General features: G+C 56.3%; 23 protein-coding genes, 1 tRNA gene and 1 riboswitch. Of the genes, 13 read left to right on the top strand and 11 right to left on the bottom strand.

The window, feature by feature from the left end; genetic code table 11:
• Positions 1 to 109 precede the first annotated feature (109 nt).
• A tRNA-Pro gene (locus NAT21_RS08140) sits at positions 110 to 186 on the bottom strand.
• A 155-nt stretch (positions 187 to 341) separates the two neighbouring features.
• Between NAT21_RS08140 and NAT21_RS08135 the strand changes: the two genes are divergently transcribed.
• The 3 genes from NAT21_RS08135 to NAT21_RS08125 are packed head-to-tail and all read left to right on the top strand — an operon-like array spanning position 342 to position 2,243.
• Positions 342 to 716 (top strand): CidA/LrgA family protein, encoded by a 375-nt coding sequence (locus tag NAT21_RS08135; protein WP_250937155.1) that lies wholly within the window; start codon positions 342 to 344, stop codon positions 714 to 716.
• Entirely contained in the window at positions 713 to 1,444 is a 732-nt protein-coding gene (locus NAT21_RS08130; RefSeq protein ID WP_250937154.1) for an LrgB family protein, read from the top strand. The genes NAT21_RS08135 and NAT21_RS08130 overlap by 4 nt, the downstream gene beginning before the upstream one ends.
• Before the next feature lie 22 nt (positions 1,445 to 1,466).
• On the top strand, positions 1,467 to 2,243 hold the full coding sequence (locus NAT21_RS08125; protein WP_250937153.1) for an amidohydrolase: 777 nt from the start codon (positions 1,467 to 1,469) through the stop codon (positions 2,241 to 2,243).
• Between the two features lie 66 nt (positions 2,244 to 2,309).
• Here NAT21_RS08125 and NAT21_RS08120 read toward each other — a convergent pair whose 3' ends face one another.
• From NAT21_RS08120 to gloB, 3 genes are all read right to left on the bottom strand, one after another.
• On the bottom strand, positions 2,310 to 4,043 hold the full coding sequence (locus NAT21_RS08120) for a YcaO-like family protein (RefSeq protein ID WP_250937150.1): 1,734 nt from the start codon (positions 4,041 to 4,043) through the stop codon (positions 2,310 to 2,312).
• 109 nt (positions 4,044 to 4,152) lie between these two features.
• On the bottom strand, positions 4,153 to 5,460 hold the full coding sequence (locus tag NAT21_RS08115; RefSeq protein WP_250937147.1) for a LysM peptidoglycan-binding domain-containing protein: 1,308 nt from the start codon (positions 5,458 to 5,460) through the stop codon (positions 4,153 to 4,155).
• A gap of 72 nt (positions 5,461 to 5,532) precedes the next feature.
• Positions 5,533 to 6,300, bottom strand: coding sequence for a hydroxyacylglutathione hydrolase (gene gloB, locus NAT21_RS08110; RefSeq protein WP_250937144.1), 768 nt, complete (start codon positions 6,298 to 6,300; stop codon positions 5,533 to 5,535).
• Positions 6,301 to 6,386: 86 nt separating this feature from the next.
• On the opposite strand from gloB, the gene NAT21_RS08105 reads away from it, so the two are divergent.
• The 4 genes from NAT21_RS08105 to nudC all read left to right on the top strand — a co-directional run bounded on the left by NAT21_RS08105 (position 6,387) and on the right by nudC (position 9,308).
• Positions 6,387 to 7,172, top strand: coding sequence for a methyltransferase domain-containing protein (locus tag NAT21_RS08105; protein ID WP_250937133.1), 786 nt, complete (start codon positions 6,387 to 6,389; stop codon positions 7,170 to 7,172).
• 84 nt (positions 7,173 to 7,256) lie between these two features.
• Positions 7,257 to 7,712: a ribonuclease HI gene (gene rnhA, locus NAT21_RS08100; protein WP_250937132.1), complete on the top strand. Its 456-nt coding sequence runs from the start codon at positions 7,257 to 7,259 to the stop codon at positions 7,710 to 7,712.
• 53 nt (positions 7,713 to 7,765) lie between these two features.
• Complete coding sequence (gene dnaQ, locus NAT21_RS08095) at positions 7,766 to 8,536, top strand: DNA polymerase III subunit epsilon (RefSeq protein ID WP_250937123.1); 771 nt, start codon at positions 7,766 to 7,768, stop codon at positions 8,534 to 8,536.
• Positions 8,529 to 9,308, top strand: coding sequence for an NAD(+) diphosphatase (gene nudC, locus NAT21_RS08090; RefSeq protein WP_250937121.1), 780 nt, complete (start codon positions 8,529 to 8,531; stop codon positions 9,306 to 9,308). Before dnaQ ends, nudC begins: the two co-directional genes overlap by 8 nt.
• Positions 9,309 to 9,315: 7 nt before the next feature.
• Here the strand turns inward: nudC and NAT21_RS08085 are convergent, their stop codons facing one another.
• Positions 9,316 to 9,639 carry an SCP2 sterol-binding domain-containing protein gene (locus tag NAT21_RS08085; RefSeq protein WP_250937118.1) on the bottom strand — a complete coding sequence of 108 codons (324 nt, stop codon included), beginning with the start codon at positions 9,637 to 9,639 and terminating at the stop codon, positions 9,316 to 9,318.
• Positions 9,640 to 9,735: 96 nt separating this feature from the next.
• On the opposite strand from NAT21_RS08085, the gene sohB reads away from it, so the two are divergent.
• Positions 9,736 to 10,791 (top strand): protease SohB, encoded by a 1,056-nt coding sequence (sohB, locus tag NAT21_RS08080; RefSeq protein WP_250937116.1) that lies wholly within the window; start codon positions 9,736 to 9,738, stop codon positions 10,789 to 10,791.
• An 89-nt stretch (positions 10,792 to 10,880) separates the two neighbouring features.
• Here the strand turns inward: sohB and NAT21_RS08075 are convergent, their stop codons facing one another.
• Positions 10,881 to 11,195: an ArsR/SmtB family transcription factor gene (locus NAT21_RS08075; RefSeq protein ID WP_250937113.1), complete on the bottom strand. Its 315-nt coding sequence runs from the start codon at positions 11,193 to 11,195 to the stop codon at positions 10,881 to 10,883.
• A 223-nt stretch (positions 11,196 to 11,418) separates the two neighbouring features.
• On the opposite strand from NAT21_RS08075, the gene NAT21_RS08070 reads away from it, so the two are divergent.
• From NAT21_RS08070 to NAT21_RS08060, 3 genes are read left to right on the top strand one after another with little or no spacing between them, the layout of a single operon-like run.
• Complete coding sequence (locus NAT21_RS08070) at positions 11,419 to 12,066, top strand: 7-cyano-7-deazaguanine/7-aminomethyl-7-deazaguanine transporter (RefSeq protein WP_250937110.1); 648 nt, start codon at positions 11,419 to 11,421, stop codon at positions 12,064 to 12,066.
• 29 nt (positions 12,067 to 12,095) lie between these two features.
• A complete protein-coding gene (locus NAT21_RS08065; protein WP_250937107.1) occupies positions 12,096 to 13,034 on the top strand; it encodes a LysR family transcriptional regulator in 939 nt (312 codons plus the stop codon).
• Positions 13,035 to 13,038: 4 nt separating this feature from the next.
• Positions 13,039 to 13,818 (top strand): alpha/beta fold hydrolase, encoded by a 780-nt coding sequence (locus NAT21_RS08060; protein WP_250937106.1) that lies wholly within the window; start codon positions 13,039 to 13,041, stop codon positions 13,816 to 13,818.
• Between the two features lie 36 nt (positions 13,819 to 13,854).
• Here NAT21_RS08060 and NAT21_RS08055 read toward each other — a convergent pair whose 3' ends face one another.
• From NAT21_RS08055 to NAT21_RS08035, 5 genes are all read right to left on the bottom strand, one after another.
• On the bottom strand, positions 13,855 to 14,781 hold the full coding sequence (locus NAT21_RS08055) for a GIY-YIG nuclease family protein (protein ID WP_250937105.1): 927 nt from the start codon (positions 14,779 to 14,781) through the stop codon (positions 13,855 to 13,857).
• Positions 14,782 to 15,179: 398 nt separating this feature from the next.
• Positions 15,180 to 15,617: a manganese-binding transcriptional regulator MntR gene (mntR, locus tag NAT21_RS08050; RefSeq protein ID WP_250937094.1), complete on the bottom strand. Its 438-nt coding sequence runs from the start codon at positions 15,615 to 15,617 to the stop codon at positions 15,180 to 15,182.
• A gap of 166 nt (positions 15,618 to 15,783) precedes the next feature.
• Entirely contained in the window at positions 15,784 to 16,836 is a 1,053-nt protein-coding gene (locus NAT21_RS08045; protein ID WP_250937092.1) for an ABC transporter substrate-binding protein, read from the bottom strand.
• A gap of 25 nt (positions 16,837 to 16,861) precedes the next feature.
• A complete protein-coding gene (locus NAT21_RS08040; protein WP_250937089.1) occupies positions 16,862 to 17,635 on the bottom strand; it encodes an ABC transporter permease in 774 nt (257 codons plus the stop codon).
• The gene (locus tag NAT21_RS08035) at positions 17,632 to 18,372 is read right to left on the bottom strand and encodes an ABC transporter ATP-binding protein (RefSeq protein WP_250937087.1); all 741 of its coding nucleotides are present in this window, start codon (positions 18,370 to 18,372) and stop codon (positions 17,632 to 17,634) included. The genes NAT21_RS08040 and NAT21_RS08035 overlap by 4 nt, the downstream gene beginning before the upstream one ends.
• A 34-nt stretch (positions 18,373 to 18,406) precedes the next feature.
• A riboswitch (TPP riboswitch) is annotated at positions 18,407 to 18,505 on the bottom strand.
• 37 nt (positions 18,506 to 18,542) lie between these two features.
• On the opposite strand from NAT21_RS08035, the gene NAT21_RS08030 reads away from it, so the two are divergent.
• Positions 18,543 to 19,412, top strand: coding sequence for a hypothetical protein (locus NAT21_RS08030; protein ID WP_250937084.1), 870 nt, complete (start codon positions 18,543 to 18,545; stop codon positions 19,410 to 19,412).
• Between the two features lie 55 nt (positions 19,413 to 19,467).
• A complete protein-coding gene (locus NAT21_RS08025) occupies positions 19,468 to 21,174 on the top strand; it encodes a potassium/proton antiporter (protein ID WP_250937082.1) in 1,707 nt (568 codons plus the stop codon).
• The last annotated feature ends 203 nt before the right edge of the window (positions 21,175 to 21,377 follow it).

Raw genomic sequence — 21,377 nt, 5'->3', positions numbered from 1 at the left:
AAAAGCCCGCCACAAGGCGGGCTTTTTTTACGCGATCGGAATATCTTTGGTGCCTGGTGGAGGCATAAAAAAACGCCTCAAGGCGAGCCTTGAGGCGTTTTGATATTCATGGTCGGAGCGACAGGATTCGAACCTGCGACCTCTGCAACCCCATTGCAGCGCGCTACCAAGCTGCGCCACGCTCCGAATGTTGTCAGGCGTAATGCCTTGAGAACGGAGCGTATCCTACACCACTGTTTAAAAAAAGAAAAGAGGTGTCGTTGTCCTTTTGCAGCTTGTCCCATAATCAATGACGTAGGAAAATAACAACAACGTCATGACAGAAACAGGAGAGGGTGGATATGCCGCTATTGTTTGGCTTTTCCGGACTGCTTGTATGTCAGTTCCTGGGAGAGCTGCTTGTCAAGACTACACATCTTCCGGTGCCTGGGCCCGTCGCCGGCATGGTGATCATGCTGGTGGCGCTGATGATCATCGGACGCGTGCCGGACAGCGTCAGACTGGCGTCGGAAGGGCTGTTGAAGTATCTGACATTATTGTATGTGCCGGCCGGGGTAGGAGTGATGGTGCACTTTGGCCTGATTGGCAACAACTTCGCGGCCATCGCTGCAACGCTGGTTGTTTCGACCATTGTGACCCAGCTGGCCACGCTTTATTGCCTGGCCTGGATGAAACGTCGCAACGGGCAGCAGTTTCAGCAGGAGGAAGAGGCATGACCCTCGGCGCACTTGACCAGCTATGGGTATATCTTACCTCCGAACCCTTGTTGAACCTGTTACTGACGCTACTGGCCTATATGGTGGGGGTGTATGCCAATCGCTGGTCAAAGGGGTTTGTTCTTTTTCACCCCGTGATTGTGGCGACAACCCTGATTGTCAGTGTGCTGCTTTATACGCAAACTTCCTACGCGCGTTATTTTGAAGGTGCCCAGTTCATTCATTTTCTTCTGGGGCCTGCTACGGTGGCACTGGCGATCCCGCTTTATGATCACCTGGCCAAGGTGCGTGCCATGTTGTTGCCCATTCTTGGAGCCTGTCTGGTGGGGATTCTGGTATCTGCCATGACGACCCTCGGTATCGCCTTTTTGATGGGGGCGCCGCACGAAATACTGATGACGCTGGCGCCGCGCTCCGTGACTACCCCCATTGCAATGGGCATTGCCAATGAACTGGGGGGGATACCTTCTCTGGCGGCAGGGCTGGTACTTATCACCGGCGCCATCGGGTCGGCGACAGGTCCACTGCTGTTCAGGCTGGCCGGCATGAAGGACCCTACGGTGCAGGGGTTTACCATGGGACTGTCGGCGCATGGCTTCGGCACTGCCCACAGCTTTGCTACACTCGGACCATTGGCAGGGGCCTTTGCTGGTCTGGCCATGGGGCTTACCGGCCTGATGACTGCTTTCGTGCTGCCCTTTGTTCTTCATCTGTCAGGGCTTTCCTGATCTGTCTTTTCTGGAGTGTGATGTGAGCCAATTGAATGTGACGCTGGTGCAGCCTGATTTGCACTGGGAAGATCCGGCGGCCAATCGAGCGAGTCTGGGGAAACTTCTTTCCAGCGTGGAAACTACCGACATCGTTGTACTGCCGGAGATGTTTGCCACCGGGTTCACCATGAATTCAAGGGAAATGGCCGAGCCCATGGCCGAGAGCACTACGGTATCCTGGATGCAGGACCAGGCCCGTCGACTGGGGGCTGTCATTACAGGGAGCGTGGCTATCGAGGATGATGGTGAATGCTTTAATCGCATGATATGGGCCACGCCCGAGGGTGAGCTTGTCTGGTATGACAAGCGTCATTTATTCCGTATGGCTGGTGAACACGAGCGTTATGGCATGGGCAGGGCGCCTGTCATTGTTGAGCGTAATGGTTTTCGAATCATGCTGAGCGTGTGTTATGACCTGCGCTTTCCTGTCTGGCTTCGTAATAATCCGGTGCATTATGACCTGCTGCTGTGTGTGGCCAACTGGCCGGCCGTTCGCCGTCATGCCTGGCGCACATTGTTGCAGGCCCGTGCCATTGAAAACCTGAGCTATGTGGTGGGCGTGAACCGCGTGGGTGATGATGCAAAGGGGCAGGCATACAGTGGGGATTCGCTGGCCATTGACTTCAAGGGCGAGTTGCTGCTGGACCCGCCTCAGCATCAGGCCTTTGTCGAATCGATCACGTTCAGGCGTGATGAGCTTGAAGCCTTTCGTGCAGGCTTTCCTGCCTGGCAGGACGCGGATACCTTCTCGATGTAAGATATAGTGCAGTTGGCCTTGTGCGGAAAAGCGGTGCGTGCATCGCTTTTTTTAATGGGATGGTCGCTATTTGACGGCCTGGCTCAGCAGTACCCTTGCGTAGGCGTCCAGGAAGCGACCATGGGCCTCGGTAGGTCGGCAGGGATCCATGACGTCAAGGTCAGGAAATACAGTGACGCCATCAAGAAGTTCTTCAGCCTCTTCCACCAGCGCTTCGCCGTGATAGCTGTTCAGTGCCGCGCGGTAAGCCTCCAGAGAGCCGGCATTCAGATTCAGTTCCAGCACATCCTGCAGCGCGCGCAGTCGCCCCTTGTCTGTCGGCATAAGCGCCGAGGTAGCAAGGATATCGCGAATATATTTCAGTCCTTCCTTCTGGTAACCCAGTGCCAGTGCCAGCCATAGCTTGAGCTCTCCTGTCCTGAGTCTTTCCCAGGCAGTACCGGGGTCTGCAATGATGCCGGCCCAGTCAAGAACCGGCCGCTGATCGCTGATATCGGCAGTTTCAAGATCCTCAAGAAAGGCATGCCATGCCGATCGGGGGGCGCCTGGCAGGTTGAACAGCGTTGCCCGATGAGCAAGGATAAGGCGATGATGTCCTTTCGCGACATGGTCTGGTGGTTCAACGTCCGATATGCCCGGTGCAATGATGCGACAGGTATATATGCCAAGATGGGTACTTTCAAGAATATACACATCGGTGCCTTCCTGATGAATCAGTGTCATCAGGTCGCGGCACCGTGCTGAATCATCACGATCGTCGTTCCAGTCTACAAAGGGGGTATCCGGTGTGTCAGACAGAAGTGCCCAGCTCAGGTGGCCATCGGCCGGTATAACGTGCCGTTTCATATTGTCTGTCAGGATGCTCTGATCCGAAACGGAACCGGGTGCAGGAAAGCCATCGAGCTGTTCGATTCTTCGGCCCTCAAGCAGGCCGGTCAGGGTTCGTTCCAGCGCAATCTCCATGCAGGGGTGGGCTGCAAAGGCAGCGCACAGTCCTCCGTCATTGGGGTTTTGCAGAGCGAGACACATGACGGGATACCGACCGCCCAGTGAGCCATCCAGTACTCGGGGCGTTAATCCGGCAGCTCTCAGTGCATCAATACCGGCGCTGATATTCGGGTAGCGATTGATAACCTCATCGGGCACTGCGGGCAGGGTCATTGACTCGCGAAGAATGCGTGCCTTGATGGTGTGCTCCAGTATTTCCGACATTGCCTGAATCTGGGCTTCTTCACGGCTGTTACCGGATGCCATGCCGATCGATTCGAACTGATGTGCAAGAAGGCTGACAGGGAACCAGATCCTGTGGCCATCGCGCTGGCGAATGAAGGGCAGCATGCAGATGCCTCGGCCAATATCACCGTGGCTATCCACTAGTGCCATCAGGCTAATGTGGCGATGCGGGTTATACGTTGCCCGGCAGGGTGGGTCCATCAGTTGCTCGGGCCATGTCTGATCATCGCGGTCTACCGAAAGCCACCGTTCATCCGGTTGATGAATATAATCGAAGTGCTCAAGGACAGGGGTCAGGTAGGTATGAGCCCACAGGTAACGGGTAGAAAGCCGCTCCAGCAGTTCGCCACAGGCACTGGCCAGGGCAGCATTGCGCGTGCTGCCGCGCCCACTGGCTGCTATCTGCGGGCAGTGGGCATCCTGAATCCTGACCGACCAGGCATGTGGTATGGGGTTCAGCCAGTGAGTTTCCTCCACGGCGAACCCGAGAGACCGGAGGGCCTGCTGCATTGATGCGATGGCCTGCTCAAGCGCGCTATCCTTTCCGGTAGCGAAGGTTTGCGTCATATCGTCCCCGTTCAACAGGTGACCACCGGCACTGTTCTGCCGCTAATCTAGCATGCATTCAACAGGGTTATAGGACGAATAACGGGCCTTTCGGCCCGTTAAAAAACGCTCAGCGAAGTGACAGTGTCTGGCCGGGATGCAATACGTCGGCGGTAGACAGGTTGTTGATGGTGGCCAGCTGGCGAGTAGTCAGGCCATGCTGTGACGCGATCGAAGACAGGGTGTCCCCACGGCTGACGATGACTCGGGCTTGTGGAGTTGTCGGAGCGGCGCTTGCCAGCATCTGATCAACATGACCGGGGACCAGCAGGGTCTGGCCGGCCCTCAGGCGGCTGGAGGTAAGATTGTTGCGCGCCTTGATGATATGCAGGGGTGCATTGTAGCGTCGGGCGATGACCGACAGCGCGTCCCCGGGTTTTACGGTGTAGCGCTGCCAGGTATCACGCTCCGAGGCCGGAAGGCTGGCCAGAGCCTGTTCAAATGCAGCCTTGCGATGAACCGGTATAAGTAGCGGACCATTGTTTGCCGGCCGAGTAGCCCAGCGGCGATATCCCGGATTGAGGGCGCGAATCTCTTCCAGTGAGGTGCCTGCCAGGCGCGCGGCCAGTTCCAGATCCAGTTGGCCATGCGTTCGAACCTCGGCAAAGGTCTTCTTGTCCGGGATGGTATTGATCGACATGCCATATCTTGCTGGATGGGCAATGATGGCCGAAAGCGCCAGCAGTTTTGGCACGTAATCCATGGTTTCTGCCGGCAGATGCAGATGCCAGTAGTCAGTAGGCCGGCTTCTGGCGGCTGCCAGGGCCTGGGCCCGATTGACGGTTCCGGCACCTGCGTTATATGCCGCCAGAGCCAGTAGCCAGTCACCGTCATACCAGCGGGTGCGCTGTTTGTCGAGATAGCCCAGGGCGGCGCTGGTGGCGCTGACTACATCCTTGCGGCCGTCATACCACCAGGTGCGGTCGAGGCCCATTTCATCGCCGGTTACCGGCATGAATTGCCACATCCCGGTTGCCCCGCTGTAAGGGTGCCTGGCTGTCGGGTTATAGGCGCTTTCGATAAAGGGCAGCAGGGCAATTTCGGCGGGAATATTTCGATTTTCTACCTGAAGGGTCACAAAACGAAGCCATGGGCGGGCCTGCTCGACGGTGTGCTCCAGATGCCTTGGGTGAGCCTGGTACCATTCAATCCAGGCGCGAACACGTGGGTTGCTGGTGTCATGCGCCAGTGTCATGCCTGATCGGAGACGTTCCCAGACGGAGTGATATGCGGTTTTCTGCAGCGTCAGGCTGTTATAAAAGGAGCGGGCGGCAGGCGCATCTGCACGCGCCTGAAGGCACACACCGCCAAGGGATGTGGCCAGAACCAGTGCCCCCGTCAGGCAGCGCACAAATCGGTGCGGTCGCGGGGTGATCATGTTGTATGTTTTCCTTGCTGCAGCACGGCTCCACGTTACGAGCCATTTGTGGTTATAAAACCGTGCCGGCGATCAAAAATTATTTTTCCATTGCCGCATGGTGGCAAAGGTGGTCAATGAATCTGTGGCAGTGCCCTGAGTAGCGACAGCGCGTTGTACTTCCGGGCGGTGAACCCTTAAAAATGGATTGATGGCCTTTTCCCGTCCGATCGTGCTGGGTAGTGTCGGGCGACCGTGCTCCCGCTCCCGCTCACAGGTTGCCTGATAGGCTTCAAGCGCGGCATTGTCCGGGTCTGCTGCCCGGGCGAATGCCACGTTGGCACGGGTGTACTCATGCCCGGCAAATACCAGGGTATCGTCATCCAGAGCGGCCAGCCGCTGAAGAGCCTTGTGCATCTGCTCCGGGCTGCCTTCAAACAGTCGCCCACACCCGGCACAGAACAGAGTGTCGCCACAAAAAAGAAGGCCGGGCGTGCCCGCCGCCAGAAAACTGAGGTGGTCAAGGGTATGGCCAGGCGTGGCCATGACGTCGAATACCCGTCCCAGAAGGCGGACGGTATCACCGTCGCTTACCGTTCTTGTCAGGTGGGTAATGCTGGAATCGGCCGGGCCGATGATGTTCGGGCCATAGCGGTCGGCCAGTGTGGCCAGTCCGCCGGTGTGATCCTTGTGATGGTGTGTTACCAGGATCGTATCAAGCACCAGGCCGTGGGCTTCTATATACTCGATTACCGGGTCGGCGTCGCCCGGGTCGACCACGGCGATGCGGGCGTCATTATCCTGCTGTAAAATCCAGATATAATTATCCTGGAAAGCGGGAAGCGGTTTCACGGTCAACATGAAAGCCTCAATAGTGGTTATGCGCGTTGATAACAGTGGAAATAACTACCTGAAATGAGCGTCAACCTTGCGGTGGAGCGCGTCATATGTCAAATCTTGAGTATCTGGTACGTCCTTCAGGCCCCTGGCCTGAGGGTACCATTGAAGCGAGGTCGTTCTGGGCCGGCGTCACCGGGCAGCACCTGTTGAAGAATCAGCGTGCAGTTCTTGGTCCACGACTTGAATCCCTGCGTGGACAGCGGGCCCTTGAGCTGTCCTGCGTGCCCATCTTTCCTGCTGCCCATGTCATGAATCAAGTGATCCACTGGGCTCCTTCCGTTTCTCAGGCATCATCACTGTCAACCCTGGTCTGTTCGCCGTCGGCACTCCCCCTTGAAGATGAAGCCATGGACCTTGTCGTGGTGCACCATCTACTTGAGATGACTGATGAGCCGCATGCCGTGTTGCGTGAAGCCACTCGAGTCACTTCCGATTCCGGTCGCCTTTTTCTACTGGGCTGGTGTCCCTCTGGTGTGCGGTGGTGGAAGGCACGATTGAAGGGACGCCAGCGTGCGGTCATGAGTCCTGCACGTGGGCGCAGTGTGCAGCAACTGACTGACTGGCTGGCATTCGTCGACTTCAGGGTGGAGCAGGTGCATTACTGCAACTTTTCCCCTTCGCTAAGACAGCGCGGCCGCCTTGAAACGGTCGGGCGACGCTATAATTGCCCGCTGGGCGCCGATACGCTCATCATTGAAGCGTGCCGACAGAGCGTTCCCGTACGGCCGATTCCGGTACGTGACCGGATGCGCACCTGGTTGCCATCATCTCTTTCCGGCGCGGGTACCCGGCTGGCGCGTAATGATCAGCGCCGTATTGTCCGGGAGCGATGACCACGCTGAACCGGTTTCAACGTGTTAGACTTTTCGCCGTTTTTATCTGGCCCCCTGGGCCGCAGTACAGCAGGAAACATGATAGTGAGTCAGCAGTCTCGAGTAGTGATTTATACCGACGGTGGTTGCCGGGGTAACCCCGGCCCAGGCGGCTGGGGTGCCGTACTGCAGGCCGGAGAGCATCAGAAATGTCTTAAGGGCGGCGAGCTGATGACGACCAATAACCGCATGGAGCTTACGGCGGCCATCATGGCGCTCAAGGCACTGAATCGGCCGTGCCGAATCGATCTATGGACTGACTCCCAGTACGTTCGAAAGGGCATCACCGAGTGGATTCATGGCTGGATCAAAAAGGGGTGGAAAACCGCGGCCAGACAGCCGGTCAAGAACGCCGAGCTCTGGCAGGCGCTGCTGGCCGAATGCGAGCGTCATGAGGTCGAGTGGCACTGGGTCAAGGGACACAGTGGCCACCCCGGTAATGAGCGAGCCGATTCGCTGGCCAATGAGGCCATGGATAATCTTGAGGATCGCAGTTCCTGACAGGGGCGCATCCCCGTTTGTATTGAAAATGCTGTAATTCATGGAGGCGCGCCATGGCGGGTAGAAGTATTGTGCTTGATACCGAGACGACCGGTATTGATCCAAGGGAAGGGCACCGGCTGGTCGAGATCGGTGCGGTTGAAGTGGTTAACCGTCGTTTTACCGGGCGGGTCTATCACCAGTACATCAATCCCGAGCGTCATATCGATGACGAGGTCATTGCCATCCACGGTATTGATAATGCACGTGTAGCCAATGAGCCGGCCTTTCGTGGCATTGCAGATGAGTTCTGGGAGTTTATCAAGGGCGCCGAGCTGATTATCCATAATGCGGCGTTTGACGTAGGTTTCATCGATCATGAATTCAGCCTTCTCAATCAGGAGCGCGGTGCGCCGGAGCTGGGGCCGGTAAAGGATCACTGCACGATTCTTGATACTCTGAAGATGGCGCGTGATCGTCATCCCGGTCAGCGCAATAACCTTGATGCATTGTGCAAGCGCTATGACGTGAACAATGCGCACCGAGAACTTCACGGTGCTCTTCTTGATGCTGAAATACTGGCAGATGTTTATCTGGCCATGACCGGTGGGCAGACAGCACTTCTGTTGGCAGATCAGGAAGCGGAAAGCAGTAATACCCAGCCCGGTAGTACAGTTCAGGACGCGGGTCGGATTCAGCAGGATCGAGCGGCGTTGCGGGTAGTGCGGCCAAGCGAGGATGAGTGGCAGGCCCACGCGGAAAAACTTGCCAGGATTCGTGGTGCCTCGGGCCAATGCCTGTGGGACGCATTGACTGAATCCGGTCAGGGAGCCGGGGATGTTTGAGCGAACACTGGTGGGTATTGACCGCGTACGCAGGGGTCAATTGATTCGCATGAATGACCAGGGGGTGGCACCGGGTGATGATGGTGTCATCAGTTACGATGTGCGGTGGCCTGATGGTGCAGTGGCTCTGGGGTACTGGAACGGTGAGCCGATTGCCGTTGCCATGGATGATCAGCCCGAGGCGGCAGCGTGGATGTCAGCGCGTGAATGGCTGGGGCAGTTGCCTGTAGTACAGACTGAGGTACTGTCCACGGCGCTTCAGGTCATGACCTGGCGTCGTGACCACCGATACTGCGGCCGCTGCGGTAGCGCAATGCGCCGCAAGCAGACTGAATTTGCCATGGTGTGTCCGAGCTGTCGGCTGACGAGCTTTCCGCGTATATCACCCTGTATCATCACTCTGGTAACACACGGCCGGGATCTGCTGCTGGCCCGAAGCCCGCGCTTTGCTCCCGGACGCTTCAGTACCCTGGCGGGTTTCATTGAAGCCGGCGAATCCGTTGAAGCTGCGGTGCGGCGTGAGGTAATGGAAGAAGTCGGTGTGAGCATCGGTCGCGTCCGCTACTTCAAAAGCCAGTCCTGGCCCTTTCCTCACTCACTGATGATGGGGTTTTATGCGGAGGCGGCTTCCAGGGACATTACCATCGATGGCGTGGAAATCGAGGCGGCGGACTGGTTCAGTCCGGAATACCTTCCCGGACTGCCACCGTCGTTTTCCATTGCTCATTCCCTGATCGACAATTTCCTGAAGGGGGTCGCGCCCTCCGGTTAAGGTCTGATTACTTGATGGTTTTGAACAGCCGCTTCAGGCGCGTGGCTACCATCCAGTCACCTTCTGCCTTGATATCGCCCATCATCATGGCAGTGGTGCCACTGACCTCGCCGTTGAAAATACGCTCTAACGTGGCGCTGTCCGTAATGAAGGTGATGTCGGGTTCGGGATGACGGTACTGATCAAACTGCATTGTGCCGTCGTCAATGAGCAGGGTGTAGGTCTTCTCATCAGTGAGATCGAACACAAACACGTTGCGAATACCCCTGGCCGCTCGGGGGTTGAAATGGTTTTCCAGTCTTTCGCGGATGCTTTCGATCAGTGAATGCATGCGTGTATCCTTTGGTATCCCGACAGATGGGTCCGTCAAGCCGGCTCATTTTTTCAATGCGTTTCAGAACGCACCCCGATCAGCATGGGACAAAACATGAACTGGTTATCCGAATTTGGTTTATTTGTTGCCGAGGCGCTCACTATTGTGGCTGCCATTGGTGCTGTCATTGCCCTTGTCGTTCGGGCACGTGGCCAGGCTGCGCCATCACGCCAAAGCATGAAGATTCGTGATCGACAGGAGTATTATCGCCAGTATCGTGAACAACTGGAGGACGCTCGTCTCGAAAAGGGCGCACGTGCGGCTGTTCGCAAGGCCAGAGAAAAAACGCGCGCTCAGACGTTGAAAAAAAGTCGCAAGGCGGCCAGAAAATCCGGTTCAGAGCCGACAGGCCCGACACTCTGGGTGCTGGATTTTCATGGTGACATCCGGGCATCGCGCGAGTCGGCCTTCAGCCAGGAAATTACGGCGCTGCTTCCACTGCTGACTCCTGATGATGAGGTGCTGGTAAGGCTTGAGTCTGGAGGAGGGTTGGTACATTCCTATGGGCTGGCGTCGGCCCAGATGGATCGGCTAAAGGCTTCCGGGGCCAGGCTGACGGTCAGCGTTGACAAGGTGGCTGCCAGTGGCGGGTATATGATGGCCTGCTGTGCGGATCATCTCATGGCAGCGCCCTTTGCCGTGATTGGCTCGATCGGTGTAGTGGCACAGATTCCCAATTTTCATCGTCTGCTCAAGAAAAATGATGTGGATGTCGAGGTGTTGACCGCGGGCCGGCACAAGCGAACCTTGACGCTTCTGGGCGAAAATACCGAAGAGGGTCGAGAGAAGTTTCTTGAAGACCTGAGCAAGACGCATGAGTTGTTCAAGACGCACGTTGCCGCCCGTCGACCTCGGCTGGACATGGACCAGGTGGCTGAAGGGGATGTCTGGTATGGAACCCAGGCAGTCAAACTTGGTCTGGTAGATGAAGTATTGACCAGTGACGATTACCTGCAGCGCCGCGCCGAGGAGGCAAGGATTCTTGAAGTGCAGCTGGTCACCAGGAAATCAGCGCTGGCACGGCTGGGTAAAAGTGCCAGTATATTGGTCGACAAGGGGATGGATCGTCGTGTGCAGCAGGATATGGAACAACGCTGGAATCGCATGTAGTCCATTTAACAGGCAGGAAAATTGACCTGTACGAAAAAGCCGGCCAGTGCCGGCTTTTTTACGTTCAGTGACCCAGTGCCATCAATATGTTAACGCTGCAGGGTACCGAGCGTGCTCAGTACGGCCTTGGCATGCTCGCCCTTCAGTGAGTAAAAGATGGTCTGTGACGCACGACGGGTGCTGACCAGTCCTTCGCGACGGAGCACGGCAAGGTGCTGTGACAGCGCGGACTGACTGAGTTCCAGTCGCGTATTGAGTTCGGAAACGGATTGCTCACCTTCTTTCAGCAGGCAGAGAATACGAAGGCGATTTTCGTTGGCCATGGCCTTGAGAATCGGCGTGGCTTCGGTGATGACCATTTCATATTCGGCAGTATTGGTATTGGCGGTATCGTATAAGCTCATGAGACATCCTTAGTCTGTTTATAAAATCAATAAGAGGATGATCATTTAAAACTGCCTCATTGTTCAAATGCCGAATTAAACGTTTTTTCATCGTTTTCAACGGAAGTGCTTGTACAAAGGCTCTACAGTGCGGCTTGTGTTTGTCACCTGACCACTCTAAACGTTAGACTTTCGCTACTTTCAGGGGTTCCCTCACCCCCTTTATGTCAAAAAAGGATATGAAATGCTGGTGTCTTCAACGCCGGGAACACGACTTTTAAACGGATTGGTTCTGGCTCATCTTGCAGTTATCTGCCTTAGTAACGTCCTTGTTCAGCACCCGGTAACGTTAATGGGGTGGCATACTACCTGGGGTGCTTTCAGCTTCCCGCTGATTTTTGTTCTAACGGATCTGACCGTTCGGCTGACCGGGCAGCGGCTGGCCTATAGGGTTATCTGGCGCGCCATGCTGCCGGCATTGTTTCTGTCCTGCCTGCTGTCCACCCTGTTTCAGCCAGGGCACTGGACTCCGGAACGGCTGCTTGATATTTCATGGGTCAGTATTCGGGTCGCCTTTGCAAGCTTTGGTGCTTACGTGTGCGGTCAGATGCTGGATGCCGGGCTGTTTGGCCGGCTCCGGCGGCGAGGGCATGCCATGCTGGCGCCTTTGCTGTCGACGGTATTCGGGAATCTGCTTGATACCTTCGTATTCTTTACCATTGCCTTTTGGGGCAGCAGCGATCCGTTCATGGCGACACACTGGGTTGAAATTGCCTGGGTGGACTACGTCATCAAGCTGGTGATCAGCGGCCTGTTGTTTCTGCCGTTGTATGGTATTTGTTTAATGCTGCTTACGCGCCTTGTCAGGCCCGGTATGCCTGACACCGCATGATGGCTGATGCTCCCTTCAAGGATTATTGAATGTCTAGTCGTATTACGCTTCGCCAGCTGCATGTGTTCGTGGCTGTGGCGCGCTCCGGGTCCGTCAGTGCAGCCGCGCGCGAACTGGGTCTGTCACAGTCGGCAACAAGCCAGGCACTGACTGAATTCGAGCGTCAGCTGGGGGTAAGCGTTGCCGAACGGTTGGGTCGACGTCTCGAGTTGAATGCGGTGGGGCAGCGTCTTCTGTCCCGCGCTGAACAGTTACTGGATGACGTGGATCTGTTTGAAAGCGAGGCACGTGAGCCGGATGGCCCCTTGAGCGGTGAGTTGCGTCTATCGGCCAGTGCGACGGTGGGCAGCTATCTGATGCCGAGTATCATCGGTGGATTCACAGCGCGCTATCCTGATGTTCGGCTCGATCTAAAACTGCGCAATACGTATGAGGTCATTGATAGCGTCCGTCGCTTTGAAGCCGATCTGGGGCTCATTGAGGGCATTTGTCATCATCGCGAACTGATCAGTGTGCCCTGGCAGGAAGACAGGCTGGTTATTATTGCCGCCCCGGATCACCCGCTTGCTGCTACTCCCAACGTCAGTGCTCAGGCCCTTTCTGATGCCGACTGGGTTTTGCGTGAGGAAGGTTCCGGGACCAGAGCGGTTTTTGAAGCAGCCATTCATGACCGGCTTGGTCGACTCAATATTCGTCTCGAGCTGGGCCAGCACGAAGCAATCAAGCAGGCGGTACGTGCCGGTCTGGGGCTGGGATGCCTATCGGAGCTGGCTGTCAGGGAGGAGCTTGAGCAGGGCACGCTGGTGGAGCTGTGTCTTGACGGACTGTCACTGAAACGCCATTTCTATATGGTATGGCATGCCAGCCGCTATCGTAGTCCGGTGTGGCAGGCCTTCAAGGTACATCTTGACGAGATTGACCACGCCGGTCGCGCGCCTTTTTCACCGCCTTATACTGCCGGGAGCTAACCTCATGAGCATTGTACTTCACGCCCTGGATGAGGGCCGGGACACATCTCTTCACCCGCCGCTGGTTATTCTTCATGGGTTGATGGGGAGTGCTGATAACTGGCGTTCTCACGTCAAGCATTGGCAGGCGCATGGTCGAGTCATTGCACTTGATTTACGTAATCATGGCCAGTCGCCGCATGCAGAGGGCATGAGCTATAAAGCCATGGCGCAGGATGTGCTGGCTACGCTTGAGCGCCTGGAGGTCAAGCGCTGCTATCTGCTGGGACATTCCATGGGTGGCAAGGTGGCGATGACAGTGGCCCGGTTGTCTCCCGAAACAGTTGAGCGACTGGTAGTGGCAGATATTGCGCCACTGGCGTATCAGCATGGTCACGATGATGTCTTCAGCGCGATGCGTGAGGTTGAAAGGGCTACCGTTAAAACCCGGCAGGAAGCCGACGAGCTGATGGCGCACCATGTGGATCAGCGTATGACGCGCCAGTTTCTGGCGACTAATCTGGTTCGTGAGGCAGGGCAGCTGGTCTGGCGGGTGGGGCTTGATAACATTGAAACCGATTATCCACGGATAATTGCGGCCCCCGACGGTGATGGGCCGATAGATATGCCTTCGCTGCTGATCCGAGGTGGTGCGTCGCCGTATGTAAACGATGAGGGGCTGGCGGCAGCGAATGCGCTGATGACAGCGCTGGACGTTGAAACACTGGAAGGTGCAGGTCACTGGATACATGCCGAAATGCCGGAGCGCTTCAGGCAGTGTGTCGAGGCCTTTCTGACACGCTGAGACCAAGGCGTGTGTGGTGGCTCATGCGCCCTGGTCTCAGCGCCGCCACTCCATCAGGGCAGGGTCCAGCGGAAGAACGTTCACGGTACCGGGCGGCGCTGAGACGCCGATATATCGCTTCAGCAGCCGGTAGATGTCGGCATCAAACCGTGGCCTGTCATGACGCGTGCGGTAGGCATCGCCGATGCTGTCTACTGCCCCTAGATAGCACCATTGGTCAAAAAGATGCCCCCGCTCGTTCTGCTCACCTTCCATGACCAGAATTGGCCCGTGCCAGCTCCAGTTGGCAAGGCGCCATGGCGCCATGGCCTGGCGGGCCCGATCTTCATGGGCCTCCCGGGATTCGATGCCCTGACAGGCGCCTGCACAGCGCCCGAGCTGGTATGCAAAGCACCGGCCGTGCGCTGGTTCCAATCCAAGTGTTTCAGGGCAGAGTCTGTGCTCCGTCGCTGTTTTTTTGAGGGTCTCGAGTCCTTCGCGCCGATTCTTGAAAAGCCCGTAGCAGGCGCTTTCGTCATGCAGCCACTGTGATGTCAGTACCGGTGTGGCAGCGTGCTTCGGCCATTGCCAGGTCAGCAGGTTCTTTTGGCGTCGAAGCTTCCTGTTGAACAGCGGCTGGCGGGCCTTGATCAGTTCTATTTCTCGTAATTGCGCGCTGAAGTCGCCATCGGTCTGTTCATACTCGATGCGTTCGGTCTGCTGACTGATACGCAGTTCCCTGTCATCGTGCAGGGCATTTGTGAAGTGGCTCGCCACGCGGCTTCTGAGATCAATACTCTTGCCTACATAAAGCAGTGCCTGGTTGGCCCCGTAAAACAGGTAAACGCCCGGGGCGTGAGGCAGGCTTGTCAGTTCTTCCGGCGATACTCGAGCCGGCAGGGCGCGCAGGCGGAGTTGGGTCAAAAGGCGAGCCACCAGCGTTTCATGGTCGTGTTGATCGGCCAGTATTCTCCAGCGGGTCATCAGGTCGTCGGAGGTATCCTGATGTGTACCATCGGGATCAATACCGAATTCCAGACGACGAAGGCATACCGGCTTCAGTGGCAGAACCTGTCCTGCCTTGCGAGTATAGTGATGAAAAAAGGCCAGCCAGTAGCGGGCATTATCAATGATGGGTAATGCCTCACCAACCCAGTTAGCCAGCCTGTCGAAAAACTCCGCGTTCGGGGGCGAGGGAACCTGCCATGTGTCGGCCCGTGTGATGCTGTTATTGCGATACTCAACAAGGTGAAGGCGGGTCAGGCTGTCATGTGAGGGGCGAGGCCCGGTAGCAGTCGGTTCGATGAAGACCAGTGCATCAGGATGACAGGCCTGCAGAGAGGGCGGATGAATGGCGTGTCTCCCCGGGTAACGAGACAGTCTCAGCGTGAGGTTGTTTCAAGGTCACCATGGTAACGCTGAATAAATGCACGCATGGCTTCAACCGTTTCGTGGCTGCAATGATGCTCTATGCCTTCGGAATCGGCGCGGGCTATGGCATCCGGTACGCCAAGGGCCAGTAGCGTGTTAAGCACGACCTCATGGCGCTGAGCAACCTTGACGGCAAGGTTTTCTCCCTGCTCGGTCAGAAAGATGCCACGGTAGGGGCGTGCATTGACCAGGCCATCCCGCTTGAGGCGAGTGACGACCTTGGAAACCGCAGCCGGACTGACGCCAAAACGCTCTGCCAAGTCGCTGGCACGCGCTTCACCCAGATGGTGGTGAAGGTGGGCGATCTCTTCCACATAATCCTCAACGAGTTCGCGCTGGTGATCCTGGCGAACGCGTTCGAAATGCTCGTGATGTGGGGTTACAGTCATGACTCTCTCTTGTCACTCGCCAAAACGCACAAAATAACACAAAAACCGCCGGCTCCGTAGCCTGGCCAGGCCAGGATATCAAGAAAGAGCGGCTATATACGGTTCCAGCGCAATGCCTTCATGATAGCACGCTGCCCTGTCAGCACCTAAAGGCCTTTATGGATCGTTATTTTGGTGCAGGGGGCAGGTTATTGATATCCAGCGTGAGCCTGTCTACAGGAACCTTCTGTTCAATGGCATGATTGTCCAGTAGAAACTGTTGAAACCGCAGATAGCGGCCAGCGTCGGTTGCGGCCGGGCGAAGGGCAAATCGGCTCACGCTTTGCTGCCAGGCCTGATGGTTTAGTTCATTGTCAAGGACCGGGTCATAGGCCTTGAACAACTCCCAGCCTTCGTTGGGGTGGTTGATGGTCCAGAGCGCCGCTTCCTCGATGGCTTTCATGAAGCTGGAGAAGGCGCGTTGATGGCTGGCGATGGTTTCGGTATTGGCAATGAATACCAGTTCTTCATAGGCGGGAACACCATGTTCCTCGATGTAAAAGGGCCGCCCCTCGACGCCTTCCTGGGCCATTTGTGCCAGTTCAAAGTTGCGGAAGGCGCCAGTAACGGCATCCACCTTGCCGCTGATCAAGGCAGGTGTCAGTGAAAAGTTCACGTTGACCAGATCAATGTCATGTTCACTGAGCCCGCTGTGCTTGAGCATGCCATCCAGCAGGACACGCTCGACACCACCGACCGAGTAGCCGACTGATTTTCCCTTCAGGTCCGAAAGCGACTTGATGTTGCTGTCCTTGCGAACCACCAGAACATTCAGTGGCGTGCCGATCAGCGTACCGACGCGTACCAGCGGCAGGCCCTGGCCCACCTGCAGGTGTAGCTGAGGCTGATAGCTCAGTGCCAGATCGATCTGGCCGGCGGCTACCAGTTTCGGCGGAGCGCTGGGGTCTGCTGGGGTACGAAGGGTGACGTCCAGGCCGTGTTCCTTGAAGAACCCCTTCTGATGGGCAATCACGATTGGCCCATGAGTCGGATTGACGTACCAGTCGAGCATGATGGATAGCGATGTGACCGGTGGTGGAGCGATCGGGTCGGCTTCTGCCGGTGCCGCGGGGGCAATGGCTGAATCATCTGCACGTGCAAGTGATGGCAGCGTGGCTGCTGCCGTCATAAAGGTTGCGGTCTTGAGCAGCCAGCGGCGTGAGTGATTGGTGGTTGTCATGATGGATATCCTTGTCGAAACATGCTCAGAGGGTTGTCGTGCGTTGTTGCCATGGCACCAGCCAGCGGCTTAGCCAGTCCACCAGTTGATAAAGGCCTACCGCGATGATGATCAGCATGAACAGAGCAGCAAACATCAGATCAGTCTGCATTCGCCCATTGGCCTGCAGCATCAGGTAACCGAGCCCCTGGCTCGAACCTACCCATTCCCCAATGACGGCACCTATTGGTGCCGCGGTGGCTGCCATGCGAAGTCCTGAGCACAGTGAAGGCAGGGCGGCAGGTAGCTGGATGCGAAACAGGCGCTGACGCCGTGTTGCACCGAGTGTGGTGGCCATGTCGAGCCACGCGGCAGGCGTGTGGCGCAGGCCGTCAAAGCAGGTAGAGGCGACCGGGAAATAGATGATCAGCATGGCCATGACGACCTTGGAAAGCAGTCCGTATCCCAGCCACAGCATCAACAGGGGCGCGATGGCAAAAATGGGGATGGTCTGTGAGGCCAGTAGTAGCGGAAGCAGGATGCGGCGTACCGGCAGAAAGGCCGCCAGCAGCAGTGCTGTCAGAATGCCCAGCAGAACGCCTCCCACAAAACCTAGGAGAATTTCCAGTGCAGTGTAAAGCCCGTGGGTGATTAGTAGGGGAGCAAATCGCTCCAGTGCCTGAATCACCGACAAGGGGCCTGGCAGGATGTAGCGGGGCAGGTCGGCAAGACTGACGATCGCCTGCCAGGCAATAATCAGCACTGTCAGTGTGAGTGCCAATGCGATCAGTTTTCGGCTACCGGTTGCAAGGGCGGTCATGGCGCTATACCTCCGAGCTGGCTCATGATGTGGCGCTCAAGGGCATCACGCTCCTCCAGTGAGAGTTCGGCAGGACGTTGTCCTTTTCGCGTGGAAAGGTGTTCCAGTTGGCCACTGGCAAGAATGTAAATATCATCACTCAGCCGTAGTGCCTCGCGAGGATCGTGAGTGACCATCAATACGGTTCGTTCGGCAAGAAGTTCGATCGACAGGGCGTGCAGCTCGCTGCGGGTAATGGCATCCACAGCGGAAAAGGGCTCATCCATCAGTACGATGGGCGCGGGTTGCATCAATGTGCGTGCCAGGGCTACTCGCTGGCGCTGCCCACCGGAAAGCTGATTTGGTCGGCTTTTTGCCCGATCGGCGAGTTGCAATCGTTCAAGCAGGGCGTGCGCCTGGTCACGATGCGTATCATCCAGCGTGTTTCGAAGTCTGGCGCCAATGGTTATATTATCCATGACATTGAGCCAGGGCAGTAGTGCATCCTGTTGAGCCATCCAGGCAATGCCCTGAGGGGGCAGCGGATTGCCACGGTGATCCGTGACCATAAGCGTTGGCCTGTCTGGCGCCTCCAGCCCGGCAATCAATCGCAGCAGTGAGCTTTTGCCACAGCCGCTTCGGCCCAGCAGACAGGTCCAGGTGGCAGGAGCAAATGTGAATGACAGATCTTTAAACAGCGGGCGTTGCTGATAGGACAGGGTAGCGTTGGCCACCTGCAGGCCAGGTACAGATGTCATTTACTTTCTCCGCTGGTAGCGCAGAGATAAGTTGCGATTGCGCGCATGGATATCCCTCCGCCGGTATAATCCGGATCAGGTTCAATGGGTTGTGGCAAGCACTCTCAGCCCGTAGGCACCCCCATCCTTCAAGAAAGTGTAACGTGTTATCGATCAGAGCGACCAGCGAAATGTCAGAGCCTTCAGATTCCCCTCCCGCGACGCTGACTCGCGCTGTGGCATCCTTTTTGAAGGACAGCCGACTGGTGGTGCTGCCGATTGCCTTTGATGACAGCGCCAACTGGCTGTGGCGAAGCCATGAACTCGATGCAATCATCAAAATGCCGCGTACGCCGACATGTGATGGCAGCTTCTGGCAGGGCATGCATGCGCTTTTTCAGGTAAATCGCTGGAGAGACGCTCCGAGTCGCCCCGAGTTGAAGGCATGGCTGCCGCCTCTGCCGCTCGAGGTGCTTGCGATGCGCTACCTCGGTGTGGTGGCGGAGCGCCCGTTATGGGCGTTGCCTTGGGTCGAGGGTGACCGGGTCGAATGGACATCACTCACGGCGCAAACTCTGGGGCATACCCTGGGACAGATTCATGTTGCGACCCAAGGGGAGTGTGTAGGGGATCCTGTATCAGCCGATCGTCAGACAAGTCTTTCAACATGGTCGGCCCGGGTTATCGATTTTTTGAAGGCAATGGATGGCTCGCCCTTGCCGGTAACGCCATTACCGCCCTCCGTGGGTACGGTAATGGCGTTACCTGATATGCGTCCTGATCAGTTTCTGCAGGGAGCGCAGCGGCTGATCTGGTGTGACTGGGAGGCGCTGGTGCGGGCGCCGATCGAATTTGACTGGACCCTTCTGGAATTGATGGTGCCTTCGGGGATGGCAAGGCAGGCCTTTATTGCCGCTTATCAGCAACATATGCCAGTGCCCTCTATCAGGGGGCATCGCGCATGGTATCGTCGGATACTTCATGCCATGCAGGTCACCGGCCCGTGTGAGTATGCACGCGTGGAAGAGGCGTCAGTCTGGATAGACCTTCTGTCATCGTGAAAACGTGGTATGAAATAGGGTAGTGACCAGTGAATACAATCGAGTGGAATATGCCTTGACGGATTTTAATAGTGTGTATGTGGTGGCCGGCCTGCTGGTCGTGCTCAGTATCCTGGCCAGCCGCGTGTCAGCCCGTATTGGTATGCCATTACTCCCCCTGTTTCTCTTTATCGGCATGATGGCCGGTGAAGAGGGTGTGCTGGGCATCCATTTTGATGATTACTCCAGAGCTTATGTGATCGGTCAGCTGGCTCTGGCGATGATTTTGCTTGATGGGGGGTTGCAGACACGGATGTCGACCTTCCGCGTGGGGCTTAAACCCGCTTTGTCGCTGGCAACACTCGGGGTCTTCATTACCAGTGGTCTGGTTGGCGTCGTCGCCATGTGGGTATTCGACCTGTCCCTGCTTCAGGGGTTACTGGTAGGAGCGATTGTAGGGTCTACCGACGCGGCAGCTGTATTTTCAATGCTCAACGGTCAGGGGATCAAGCTCAACGAGCGCGTTGGCGCCACCCTTGAAATCGAGTCCGGTACCAACGACCCGATGGCTATTTTCCTGACTCTGATTTTGTCCCAGATGCTGGTGGGGCAGGTAAGTGGTGTCTTTGAAACTGTCATGCTGTTCGTTGAACAGTTTGGCTGGGGGCTTGCTTTCGGCCTTGGTGGAGGATGGTGCATTGGCAGGCTTCTCAAGTGGCTGGATCTGGCTTCCGGGCTGTATGCCCTGTTGACCATGGCGCTGGGCCTGACGCTGTTTGCCTTGACCAATATGGTGAATGGGAGTGGTTTTCTTGCCATCTATCTGATGGGGCTTATGGTTGGCAATGTGCGCGGTCAACATATCGAACACATTTTGCCCGTGCATGATGGCATGGCCTGGCTCAGTTTGATTGCGCTGTTTCTTGTTCTGGGAATGCTGGTGACTCCAAGTCAGGTACTGGATTACCTGTGGCCTTCCCTGCTGGTGTCTGCTTCGCTGGTACTGGTCGCTCGCCCCATCGCCGTCATGCTTAGTCTGAAGCCCTTTTTCGGCTTTCGCTGGAAGGAGTTGATTTTTATATCCTGGGTAGGCCTTCGAGGTGCTGTCCCTATCGTGCTGGCCATTTTGCCAGTGATCAGCGGTGTTGAAGAGTCGGATATCTACTTTAATGTTGCCTTTGTGGTGGTGCTGATGTCACTGATCGTGCAAGGCATGTCATTGGCGCCCATGGCTCGATGGATGAAGGTTGTCGTACCCCCAAGCGCATCACCCTCACGACGGCGCACCATGGGAGTGTTACACGAAAATGATTATGAAATGCTGATGTACCATGTCGATAACCGAGGTGTGGAAAAAATACCGTTGCGGTATCTTCGTTTTCCATCCGGCACCTCACTTGCGGCGGTATTTCGTGATCACGAAATGATTTATCCGAAGGGCAGCACCGAGCTTGAAAAGCACGACCTTGTATGTGCGATTGGGCGTTCCGGCGATGTAGCGGCGCTGAATCGCATGTTTGATGGTGAAGCACGCCTCAAGGTGGCTCGTGACTTCTACGGTGCCTTCATCATTGATGGCAATGCGCCAATGCTGGAATTGGCACAGGCTTATGGGTTAACGCTTAGTGCCGGAGAAAAGGACAAGCTGTTGGGTGAGTTCATTGCCCGTCGTGTGGGTGGAAATCCGGTAGTAGGTGACGATGTGGACTGGCATGGCATCCACTGGGTTGTACATGAAGTGCAAGGCAATCAGGTGCTGAAGGTCGGCCTGCGTCTGCAGTAAGATATTGACGTCCCATACTTTTTTGGCATCAAGTTTTATTGTAACCAGACGTAATTGATGTTTATGATATGTTTCAAGCGTATCTTGTTGAGTCTGCATGCTTTTCTTGCACGTAAATAACGCATGGAAACCCTTTTTTTCAAGAGACCATTCCTGGAAAAGTGTTTGTAGACTATTGGAAAGATCAGAAGCACAAGTGGAGT

It is taken from the genome of Larsenimonas rhizosphaerae (genome assembly GCF_023700005.1).
In the GTDB taxonomy this organism is placed as follows: domain Bacteria; phylum Pseudomonadota; class Gammaproteobacteria; order Pseudomonadales; family Halomonadaceae; genus Larsenimonas; species Larsenimonas rhizosphaerae.
This window is presented reverse-complemented; position numbering and strand designations above follow the sequence as displayed.